Below are 11076 nucleotides of genomic sequence, written 5' to 3'. Positions count from 1 at the left end.
GTGATGAAGTCTCAAATCTGAAACTCGGACTAGTGCGATGTATGGCCAATGATTGGGAATGGTACTTTTGACTAACAATTCGAATTGCGGCTATACTATCAGAATTTTAAAGGAGCTATTGAGCTCTTGGTTTTAAACACAAGAATTACTAAAAACACAAAGAATGATAAGTAAATTACAAGCATTCGCCTGTGCTTTCATTATAGGAGGGCTAAGCCTTCAAGCACAGTATTCAGCCCCGGCTCACAAATCGAGTGTAGGAACAATATTAGATTTTAAAAAACATACTAAAACCCCTCGTCGTCAGCAATTGGGAGCTGATTATATGACCCGACATTGGGAATATATCAAAAAAATACCGCTAAACATGTTTTTAATGGGTGGGTCTCATCATTTTACCTTTGATAAAGGTACAGGGCCTTGTGCTCCTCAGGGGGCTACAGTAGCAGAACAAATTAAAGGAGGAGTGCGTTATGGTGATGTTCGATTGACGGCTGTAAAGAGTTCAGGAAGCTTCTACTTTGAAGCGGACCACGGAAGTTTATGTGTGGCAGAATCCACACATTTTAAAGATGATATTAAAGGTATGAAAAGCCTATTAGGTACTAATGATCTTTTTATTTTTCACCTTAAGAATATTTATAATTTTTCTGATTTTGATAAAAGTGAACTTCATAGAGATTTAAACAAAGTATTTGAGACTACCTTTGGAGCAGATATGATTACACCAAATGAGTTAGCCAAAGCTGGGTTGACCATGGCGACGGCTAGTTTGGAAGAATTGCGCAAATTGGGGAGAATTATAGTGATTTCCCCTCAGGTGGGGGGTACTACAGCTGCGCCAAATGGAAGCAGTATTCTCTATTCGAACAAGGGAGATAGAACCATGGGAGATACTCAGTACAATAATATCTCTGATGAAATAAGTTATCCGTATAAGTCTTTTCAAAAAATTGGTGTAGGAGGTGAAAATGTCCGCGTATTAAACTTTTTAACCGAGTATTTGCGCAAAACCAATGCGATTTCAGTGAATTCTTTAGGATTTAGCGAGAAGGATGCATTTCTCAGCGGAAATACTTTTAGCCTAAGAAAAGATGGAGAGGCTTGGAATCACAGCGTATCAAGAGAAGAAAAAAATGGGAGACCAGGAATTTCTATGCTACAAGATATGTTGTTGAAGACGGATAAGGGGTTTGCGTTTAATGTAGATGGTGTAGAGTATGGAGCAAAATCGTCAAGAGATGTTTTTGCCATCTTATTAGACGGAGTGTTACAACGTTGCAAACCTCCTACGTTGATTGAGAGCGTTAAAACACCGAACGGTTATCGCTTAGAATTGGCTTGGGGAAAAACTTGGATACGTCAAAAGCCCATTGAAATTTGGGGATATGATATCGCAGGGAAAATTTGGAAAAAGGTCAGTGATGTTACCGCGTATTCAAATGACGGAGGATCATCGTTTTTAACAGAAGTTCCGAACGCTGGGTATTATTATATAGTAAATAAACTGTCAGGATATCGCAGTCCTGTGTACAACGTAGGAAATCAAAGAATTGTATTTGATCACGGAAAAGCCGAGCTGCCGTATCACTTTAATTTTGAAAACTCTTTGGAAAATATCGGAGCTGTAAAAGGAGCAAAACTGAAACTCACTATCCCTGGCGGTGGAGGTTTGACTTATAAAAAAGGAGCGAAAAGTACCTATGCAGCCATCAAGGGGAGTAGCTTTTTCAATTTGATGTCGGCTTCTGGGAAAGGTACCGTTTTTGACTTCTATGGGAATACTACATTTTCTGTTTGGTTTAATAAATCAGGGCACTACAGTTTTGATTTAAGTTCAGGTTACTACGAAGATGGTTCAACGCTAGCGATGCACATACCCACGCGATTTGCTCAAATTCAAACGCGAATAAATAGGGTTGTTCAAACCAATTTATGGAATGCAATGCACGCAAACGCATGGTATCATTTGGCGATCGTTAAAAAAGGAACATTGCTGTCATTTTATATCAATGGCAAAGCTGTGGGGACCAGTAATGTACTTCAAAAAGTGAAAGGTGATGGCTATTGGAGAATTTCAAAGTTGTTAGAGAACGAATGGACGGATGTATTGCATATAGATGAGTTGAAAATTTATAACAAAGCCCTAACTGCTACTGAGTTGACAAGCGAGTACGAACAAGGGAATCCCGAAACTGTGAATCGCACTACAGTCGCTCGTCCTACTTTAAAAGCGACCTTAGCTTCAAATTTTCAGGTGTATCCAAACCCAGCGAGTAGTTTTGTTAGTATTGCAAACCCAGGAGTTGCCTCTTCCGTATTAAACACGCTTACGGTTTCGGATTACGCAGGACGTGTAATACTGACGAAGTCTTTTCGTTTTAGTGCTGGCCAGCCTTATTCGTTAGCTCTCAAAAAAATACTTCCAGGGCACTATACACTTAAAGTGACATCAAATCAAAAAGTCTACACTGGAAAAATTATGATAAAAAAATAATTTCAAAAAAAAACATTGTAGGTAACCCTTTCTTTATCAGTTTGATATAGGAGGGGTTTTTTGATGTGGTATTGATTTTTTAAGGGGTTTCATAGGGTAAAAATAAACAAGCTAGTATTAGTTGTGTAAACATTGAAAATAATTAGAGAGATGAAAAAAATAATAATTAGTACCCTGTTATTGAGTGGTTTGTTGTTGTCTTCGTGTTCAAACGATGATCAGATTAAAATTCCGGATAATGGTAACAATACTACGACAAAAGCGATCGTAACTTTTGATTTTGAGAAGGCGAAACAATTCTATCTTCCAGTTAAAGACGCTGCCGGAAAAGTGACAAAACAACCCATTAAGAATATGAGTGAATTAAAAGCTGGTGATTCAGGATGTGGGCGTATGCATCGCGGAAAAGCTGGGGAGTTTAAAAAGTGGAAAGGCTATGATTTTTCGGCCAACAAAACTACGTTCGTAGGTTATGATATGGGACGTTGTGGAGGTGTTTCTGAAGGGAAATCATTCGGAGATTTTGAGTTCAAAAAGAACTATGGTAAAGGAGAATTAAAATTGAGGTTTAAGTATTACAAGCCTGGAGATTTAACCGGTTGGACAGGTTATTTCTTAGATGTGTACTTGACGAAAGAAGGAGAGGAGAACCCTACAAAGAAATACTTAGTCAAAGTAACTCCAAAAGTAAATAAAGCCGGATGGGTGGTGCATGATCAGGTATTGGATGTAGCATTTCCAAAAGGAAAGTATGCCGTTGTCATCGCTGGTGGAGGTGCTGGAAGTGTTGGGATTGACGATATTCAGTTGTATCCAACCAAATAATAACGAGAGCAGTGTGTCTTTAAAGGCATACTGCTTTTTTATAAAAAAAAACAACTACGGTTGCCCGTAGTTGAATGCGTAATTGTTTGAAATATTATTTGAGGGTGCCCCCAAATATAGTCCAAACTGAAATTATGGGCAATACCTAATAACCCTAATCCTATATCAGGGTTTTCCCTGATGCGGTTATTAACGTATTGACTTTATGAGCATTTGATAGATTTAATGCTCGGGGGACCACAAAAAGCAAACAAGTTGTTTCGGGGGACAAAAGTTGGCGTTTGCTAATCGGATTTTGTATAAAAGGTTTCGAGAGTCACAGTGACTTCGACGCCGGTTTTTAAGGTTTCTATATAGCTGCTTCGAATCACAATTCTATCATTTGTAATGTAGGCAACTTCTTTACTATTGTCATAGATAATCTGGTAACTATTGGTTCCAGTTTTTTCCCATTTGGCACTGTTCATAACGAGGATACACGGTGAGTTAGGGCTAGAGGTTCTGTAGGTTTCTAGACTGATGTTACCGTTTTCAAGCGCAATGAGCTTGTTGTTATCCATGCAAGCTTCTTGTACATCAGCTCCGTTATTCATTACTTTTTCAAGTTTCCAAGTTCCAATTATAGGTTCGTTATTTTCTGGTAACTCATGCTCGTTACCTGAGCAGCTCACTAAAATGCTTAATAGAACTGCAAAGAGAATGTGGGGGGGGCTCATTGGTTTAAAATTTTAAGTTTCTTTTAAATTTCTTACATACTATTTTTTTGGGTTTTAGATAAGATCTGTTAAAGTTGGTTAGTCAATTAAAGTAGTGTGTAATCAATGGACCTAAGTACTGTTGTGTGATACCGTATTCATAGTGATGGATTTATTTTAGTGCATTAATCTCCCAGTACCTCATTGTGAGAATGAGTGTTCGCCTTGGTACAAAAATAGTGTACCATTGAGTGCCTTCCCTGCTTTTTTCAGCAGTAAGTATCCTTTCGTAAAAAAATACTTTTACGATATGAGTTAGAAGGGTAAGAAGGGTTAAACAGCTAATTGCTGTAACATTAGTGATTTACGCGGTTGTGATACGCCGCAGTTTGTTGAAAGAATTGTCGATGTGGTAGGTCATCATAATTTCTAATTCTTTTTGTTCTCTTTTGCAAATTTTATCACAGATATTAATCAAAGACAGTTCCGGGTTGAGTGCTGTCAATTAATACCATTGATACCTTTTTTAAAGTTGCAAAGCGCAACTTGAGTCCTGAAACACTTTTAGTGTTTTCTCGGTCAGTATCTTTTAATGTAGTGTTGTACCTCAGTTTGTACTATCCGGAAGGTGTAAGCCTTGTTCATTGGGTTGGGGGGGAGTAGTATGAACTTCAACTCTGGGTTAGAGTTGTGTTGGTTAGGTTTTCACTGTTTTAGAATACGTTATTAGTGCCTGTGGTATCAGGAGGAGGTGCTACTCACAAAGCTCCTGAGTAAATTTTTCTTCATCTTATACATATAGTTTTCTTTTGAGACCTTAAGATACTAAAAATCAAACTAGATGGCAATGTTTTTGTTGGTAAAATATTGAAAATCAGGAAAAACACTGTAGTGTTCGAGCGTGTTTTTCCTGATTATGTGTATTATTCTTCAGTTTTTTCTTCGTCTAGTAGTTTTTTCTCATGAGCATCCCAGCTTTTTTTAGCTCGTATTCTCTTATAGAGCTTTACACAAAGCATTAAAATGATGGAGAACAATAAAATCCCAATCACGCCCCAAATCCAGCTAATGCTGTTTTTGAGAACTACCAGAAAAACGATGGCAAAAAGTAATATGGTAGCTACTTCATTCCATAGTCGTAGTTTAAACGCGGAATATTTGATAATGTTGTGCTGCAACTGTTTGTAGATTGCATGACAGGCTCCGTGATAAAAATACAAGGCTAATACGAACGATAGTTTTACGTGCATCCATGGTTGCTCTAAGTAGTAAGGACTCTTAATAAGCATCCAAAAAGCAAATAGACTGGCGAGAATTGCACTTGGCCAGGTAATAATGTACCAGAGACGCTTTTCCATGAGTTGATATTGTTTTTGGAGAATCTCTTTTACCTGTGCTTCTTTTTTTTCTGCTTCTGCGTGATATATAAAAAGACGTACAATATAAAATAACCCTGCAAACCAGGTAACTACAAATATGATATGTAGTGCCTTGACATATTCAAAATCAATGTGCAGTAAGTCCATAATACAGGTTTTTAATTGTTAAATTCTCGTATCCATTTGGCGATGACACCAACCCATTCGTCATTGTCATTAATACAAGGCACGGTGTGGAATTCTTCTCCACCGGCTTCTAAAAATTCGTGTTTACCTTCCATGGCAATTTCTTCGAGGGTCTCTAAACAATCAGAAACAAAGGCCGGAGTCACGATAGCGAGTTTCTTGATGCCCTCTTTTTCTGCTTTGTTAACAATGGTTCTATCCGTGTAAGGCTGTAACCAAGGGTCAACTCCTAATCGAGATTGAAAAGAAGTACTTACCTTATCTTTGTCTAAGCCCAGTTTTTCAATCACGTTTTTGGTAGTTTGGTAGCATTGATGACGATAACAAAACTCATGCGCTTTGGACGGTGTATTGCAACAGCTTCCATCAATTTTACAGTGAGATTTAGTGATATCCGATTTGCGAATATGACGTTCGGGAACCCCGTGATACGAAAACAATAGGTGATCGTAGTCCTTATCGCTTAAATAATCCTGAATGCTGTTTGACAAAGCGCTAATGTATTCTGGCTGGTTGTAAAAGGCCGGAACATCAGTGATTTTCATATCGGGGAAGTGCTTTTTTCTAAGTTCTTCTGCCAAAACTACGATAGTTTCGGTGGTTGCCATGGCAAACTGAGGATACAGCGGAACGAGTAATACCTCTCGAACACCACGTTCGTATAAATCTGTAAGTCCTTGTTGAATGGAAGGACTACCATAGCGCATGGCAAGGCCTACAGGAATTTCTGATTGTTCTTGAACTTTGGCCTGTAATCGTTCTGATAATACGATTAAGGGAGATCCTTCTTTCCACCAAATTTTTTGGTAGGCGGCTGCCGATTTTTTAGGTCGGGTATTTAAGATAATTCCTTTGACAATAAAGGTACGTAACCATAAGGGTAAATCGATTACGCGTTCATCCATTAAAAACTCCCCTAAATATTTCTTTACATCTTTAGGTTGGGTGCTATCAGGTGACCCTAAATTTACCAATAATACTCCTTTCATATTAATCAATGGGTTTTGGATGTGGTTTTATAATGAGTTGATTGCTTACTTCGTACAATGTGATGGCAAGACTGTGAATGACATTCATAGACGAGTTCCTACCGTACATAGGGATGGATACTGTGTAGTCCGCTAAGGACACTTCGTGTAACCCCTGCCTTTCGCTGCCCAAAAGTAAAACTATTTTTTCGTGTGCACGAAAATCAAAATTTCTTAATTCAATGCTTTCATCAGTAATTTCTATACCTATTATAGTATGCCCAGTCGATTTGAGCTCGGCAATGAGTCCGCTGAAGTCATTGTAGCGTTCATGGTTAATTTGATCCAGAGTGTTGCGAGCAGTCTTTTTAACCGTCCTGTTGGTCAGTGTCGGAGAACTCTCGTGCAAATAGATTTTGTCGACTCCGTAGCTCTCGGCAATCCTAAAACACATGCCGATATTTTCAGGAGTTCGAATAGTGTCACAAACTATGGTAATAGGGAACTTTTGTTCGCGGTTGTCGATGTCGTAATGGGTGAGTTGTTTCATAAAAAGAGCAACTGTAATCTTATTGATTTAGACTGATAATGTATTGTTTTGGGGTAGTACCAAACTTCTTTTTGAATGCTGCGATAAAATGACTAGAAGTACTGTACCCGACTTGAAGCCCAACTTCGTTGACATTGTACTTATTACTTTCCAGCAATTGTCGCGCGAATTCCATTTTGTAGTCGAAGAGAAAACTGTAAACGGTGTCACCGTAAATTTGTTTAAATCCTTCTTTGAGCTTTTTTAAATTAAGCCCAACTTCATTGGCTAGTTCCTGCAATGTTGGTGGTTCGCTCATTTTCGAAATGATGATGTCTTTTGCTCTGCGTATCTTTAATACTTCGCGATCATCAATTAGGAATGGACAGTATTCGTCTTCGGTATTTTCTCCGCTATCAAAATGCAAGCTCAACAGCTCGTAGGTTTTTCCTTTAATATATAGGTCCTTGTTTGAACTGTGACTTTTGGCGGCAAAAATTTGTTGCAAGACCAAAAGAACATTGTCTTTTATCGCGGTATTATCGTAGTATTTTTTGTTTTTATTATTGTCACTCAAAAAGGGTATATAACTCGCTTCACTTGAAAACAACGAATGGAACTTCTCAATAGTGATTAAAACAGATATTAAGGAAGTCTTCGGTAATATTTCCAAATTAATTGGTAAGTGCTGCTGCGGGTTGTATAAAAAAATGGAGTGCTTGTCTAGTACGTTAAATGTATAACTGTTGTTATTGAAAAAAAACTTGCAATTGCCTTTTACACAGTAATGTAGTTGAATGTAGCTGTTGTCAATATCGCGATGAAAGCGCTCACTTTGATCGCTGTTGTTTTGAAATTTTAAAACGTAAAATCCCTTCTCCAAGGAGATTTCTCTAAAAGAACTTTCTGCGACATTTTTTGACATGAACAAGTATTTTTACGGAACTAGGTTTATTTAGAATCATTCTATATTAAAACGCTTCTACTAGTAGGGTTTTAGCAAAATTACACATTTTTAGGTGGTTTAGCTCGATAAAAACTACAAAAATCTTCAAACGACATTAAAAGTTCTTCTAGCGATATTTTTAACGAGAGAATCTTTATATTTTTGACTGATTTTTTGGAAGAAGATTTGAATGTATACAGATAATAGACCTACGAAATTTTACAATATAGGAGTTAGTTATGTAAAAGCTGACGCCGAAACACGTGGAAAGTTTTCCTTGTCAAAAGAAGGACAGCTCGCGTTACTTCAAGAAGCAAAGGAAAGAGGATTGGGAGAGCTCTTTGTGTTGTCTACTTGCAATAGAACAGAAATTACCGGATTTGCCGAACACCCGTTTCAGTTGATTAGCATGTTGTGCAATCATTCGGAAGGGAGTGTCGAAGAGTTTGCACGCGTATCGTATGTAAACAAAAACCAAGATGCCATTGAGCATTTGTTTCGAATGGGAACGGGCTTGGATAGTCAAATTCTCGGTGATTACGAAATTGTAGGACAGTTACGACAGGCTTTTAAGCAGGCGAAAGAAGCCGGAACAACCAATGCTTACTTAGAACGATTGCTCAATGCTGTGATGCAAGCCAGCAAACGCGTTAAAAACGAAACAAAGTTGAGTTCAGGTACTACTTCAGTATCGTATGCAGCCGTACAGTATTTGATTAAAAATATGCCGGACTACAACGAAAAGAATATTCTGGTTTTCGGTTTGGGTAAAATGGGAAAACACACTTGTCAAAACTTAGCTGAATATACTAAAAACAGACAAGTGAGCTTGATTAACCGAACTGTAGAAAAGACCGATGCCTTTGTAAAAGAACACACTTTTATCAAAAAAGCAGTTTTTGAGGAGTTAGCCACTGAAATCGAACAAACTGATGTGTTAGTAGTGTCGACAGGAGCTGACAAGCCAACGGTGACTGCGGACCATATCACTTCCAAAAAGAACTTGTTGATTCTCGACCTATCCATGCCTGCCAATGTCAGTAAAGAAGTGGCAGAGATGGAAAATGTAACCGTGGTAAATGTCGATGAACTTTCGAAAATTACCGATGAAACCTTAGCGGTGCGTAAGCGAGAAGTACCTGTGGCGGAAGGGATAATTGAAGAGCATAAAGAGGAGTTTAACGAATGGTTAAATCACCGTCGTTTTACACCAGCGATCAATGCGTTAAAGCAAACCTTGATGGCCATGCAACAAGACGAAATAAAATTTCACAAGAAAAAAATAGCCAATTTTAACGAAGAACAGGCGGAAGAAATAACTTCGAGATTCATTCAAAAAATTACCACCCAATTTGTCAAACATTTAAAAGATGAAAAAACTTCAGTAAATCAAAGTATTGAAGTGATGTCAAGAGTGTTTGGAACCAACATACAAACAGTAGATGCAGAAGATCATTAGAATAGGTACTCGTGAGAGCGAGTTAGCCCTTTGGCAAGCAAACAAAGTACGAAAGCAGTTAGAAGAACTAGGATATGAGACAGAAATCGTACCAATCAAATCAACGGGCGATATTATCTTAGATCAGCCGTTGTATGAATTAGGAATTACAGGGATTTTCACGAAAAACCTCGATATAGCCATGTTAAATGGTGATATTGATATCGCAGTTCACTCCATGAAAGACGTACCTACGGTACTTCCGAAAGGCATTGTACAGGCCGCGGTATTGAAAAGAGCGAATTTTCACGATATCTTGGTGTTAAAAGATACGGAAGAGTTTATGGGGCAGCCTACAGGAACCATTGCTACCGGAAGTTTACGACGAAAGGCACAATGGTTAAATAGGTATCCAGGACACCGCGTTGAAGATTTGCGAGGAAATGTGAATACCCGATTGGAAAAGCTAGATAACAACGATTGGAACGGGGCCATTTTTGCTGCCGCCGGGTTGGAACGTATCGGAAAACGCCCTAAAGGAGCGGTTTCTCTTTCTTGGATGATCCCTGCACCTGCACAAGGAGCTATCATGGTAACAGCCTTGGAAGACGACGAATATTGCAAAGATGCCTGTGAGCAAATCAACGATAGAGATACGGAATTGTGTACCGGTATTGAACGCGAGTTTTTAAATCGCCTCGAAGGAGGGTGTACCGCACCAATCGGAGCGTTAGCGATGATTGATGAAGTGAATACCCAAATCGTGTTTAAAGGAGTGCTTTTGAGCCGTGATGGTCAGAAGAAAATTGAGGTAACGAAGAAGGTAAAGATGGGAGGGCACAAATACTTAGCCAAAGATTGTGCCAATCAAATTATCGATAAAGGAGGAAAGTTTATCATGTTGGAAGACGAAGGAATCGATAAAGAATTCACGATTTACTCTACCAAGACCTTATCAGAAAATCAAAAGAAATTAATTCCGACCCACGTAGGCGTTCAGGACAGTGATTTTATTAAAATCCGCTTTAATCGAATTGCTCCTAAAGTTGTGAAATCACCGCTTAAACACGTGATTATTACAAGTCAGAATGCTGTAGAAGCTCTTGTCAATAGCTTTGGGAAAGAGGAGTTGCAGTTTGAGCATATCTACTGTGTAGGAAGGAGAACAAAAAAGTTAATAGAACAAAAAATAGGACCGGTTGCACACGTTGAAAGAAACGCTAAAAAACTCGCGGCGCATTTGGTAGCTACCTTAAACGGAGAGGAAGTAACTTACTTCTGTAGCAACTTACGCATGGATACGCTTCCAGTAAGCCTGCGAGACAATGGTATTGAAGTTCATGAAGTAGAAGCTTACAAAACGATGCACAGTCCTGTAGTTTTGGAAGACAAAGTAGATTTGGTACTGTTTTACAGCCCGTCAGGTGTAACTAGTTTTATGGAGAAGAATGCGGCGAATATCAAAGCACTTTGTATCGGTGAGTCCACTGCAGTAGAAGCGAGAAAACACTTTGAGCAGGTGGAAGTGGCAAAGATGCCTACCGTAGAAAGTGTACTCGAATTAGCTGCACTACAATTTAAAAAGGAAGAATAAAAAATAGTCATACTAAAAA

At 38.5% G+C, this 11076-nt stretch carries 9 protein-coding genes; 4 read left to right on the top strand and 5 right to left on the bottom strand.

Features of this window, described 5'->3' with window-relative positions; genetic code table 11:
• Positions 1-163: 163 nt before the first annotated feature.
• Both ACKTS5_RS13405 and ACKTS5_RS13400 read left to right on the top strand, forming a co-directional pair.
• Positions 164-2497 (top strand): LamG-like jellyroll fold domain-containing protein, encoded by a 2334-nt coding sequence (locus ACKTS5_RS13405; protein ID WP_408044388.1) that lies wholly within the window; start codon positions 164-166, stop codon positions 2495-2497.
• 150 nt (positions 2498-2647) lie between these two features.
• The gene (locus ACKTS5_RS13400; RefSeq protein ID WP_408044387.1) at positions 2648-3322 is read left to right on the top strand and encodes a hypothetical protein; all 675 of its coding nucleotides are present in this window, start codon (positions 2648-2650) and stop codon (positions 3320-3322) included.
• Between the two features lie 284 nt (positions 3323-3606).
• Here ACKTS5_RS13400 and ACKTS5_RS13395 read toward each other — a convergent pair whose 3' ends face one another.
• The 5 genes from ACKTS5_RS13395 to ACKTS5_RS13375 form a co-directional block, all read right to left on the bottom strand.
• On the bottom strand, positions 3607-4038 hold the full coding sequence (locus ACKTS5_RS13395) for a hypothetical protein (RefSeq protein WP_408044386.1): 432 nt from the start codon (positions 4036-4038) through the stop codon (positions 3607-3609).
• 902 nt (positions 4039-4940) lie between these two features.
• Positions 4941-5528, bottom strand: coding sequence for a CopD family protein (locus ACKTS5_RS13390; protein WP_408044641.1), 588 nt, complete (start codon positions 5526-5528; stop codon positions 4941-4943).
• A 26-nt stretch (positions 5529-5554) separates the two neighbouring features.
• Positions 5555-6571, bottom strand: a complete 1017-nt coding sequence (gene hemH / locus ACKTS5_RS13385; protein WP_408044385.1) for a ferrochelatase — start codon at positions 6569-6571, stop codon at positions 5555-5557.
• 1 nt (position 6572) lies between these two features.
• A complete protein-coding gene (locus ACKTS5_RS13380) occupies positions 6573-7100 on the bottom strand; it encodes a TrmH family RNA methyltransferase (protein ID WP_408044384.1) in 528 nt (175 codons plus the stop codon).
• Between the two features lie 19 nt (positions 7101-7119).
• On the bottom strand, positions 7120-8004 hold the full coding sequence (locus tag ACKTS5_RS13375; RefSeq protein ID WP_408044383.1) for a helix-turn-helix domain-containing protein: 885 nt from the start codon (positions 8002-8004) through the stop codon (positions 7120-7122).
• Between the two features lie 211 nt (positions 8005-8215).
• On the opposite strand from ACKTS5_RS13375, the gene hemA reads away from it, so the two are divergent.
• Entirely contained in the window at positions 8216-9484 is a 1269-nt protein-coding gene (gene hemA / locus ACKTS5_RS13370) for a glutamyl-tRNA reductase (protein WP_408044382.1), read from the top strand.
• On the top strand, positions 9468-11057 hold the full coding sequence (hemC, locus tag ACKTS5_RS13365) for a hydroxymethylbilane synthase (protein ID WP_408044381.1): 1590 nt from the start codon (positions 9468-9470) through the stop codon (positions 11055-11057). The genes hemA and hemC overlap by 17 nt, the downstream gene beginning before the upstream one ends.
• Positions 11058-11076: the final 19 nt, after the last annotated feature.

The sequence above is a fragment of the Tenacibaculum litopenaei genome (assembly GCF_964514025.1).
Taxonomy (GTDB): domain Bacteria; phylum Bacteroidota; class Bacteroidia; order Flavobacteriales; family Flavobacteriaceae; genus Polaribacter; species Polaribacter litopenaei.
This window is presented reverse-complemented; position numbering and strand designations above follow the sequence as displayed.

Bases quoted from the DNA above. Each gene is read 5' to 3' on its own strand.
- ACKTS5_RS13400 (WP_408044387.1), top strand. From the start codon at position 2,648: ATGAAAAAAATAATAATTAGTACCCTGTTATTGAGTGGTTTGTTGTTG.
- ACKTS5_RS13405 (WP_408044388.1), top strand. From the start codon at position 164: ATGATAAGTAAATTACAAGCATTCGCCTGTGCTTTCATTATAGGAGGG.
- hemA (WP_408044382.1), top strand. From the start codon at position 8,216: ATGTATACAGATAATAGACCTACGAAATTTTACAATATAGGAGTTAGT.
- hemH (WP_408044385.1), bottom strand. From the start codon at position 6,571: ATGAAAGGAGTATTATTGGTAAATTTAGGGTCACCTGATAGCACCCAA.
- hemC (WP_408044381.1), top strand. From the start codon at position 9,468: ATGCAGAAGATCATTAGAATAGGTACTCGTGAGAGCGAGTTAGCCCTT.
- ACKTS5_RS13395 (WP_408044386.1), bottom strand. From the start codon at position 4,038: ATGAGCCCCCCCCACATTCTCTTTGCAGTTCTATTAAGCATTTTAGTG.
- ACKTS5_RS13380 (WP_408044384.1), bottom strand. From the start codon at position 7,100: ATGAAACAACTCACCCATTACGACATCGACAACCGCGAACAAAAGTTC.
- ACKTS5_RS13375 (WP_408044383.1), bottom strand. From the start codon at position 8,004: ATGTCAAAAAATGTCGCAGAAAGTTCTTTTAGAGAAATCTCCTTGGAG.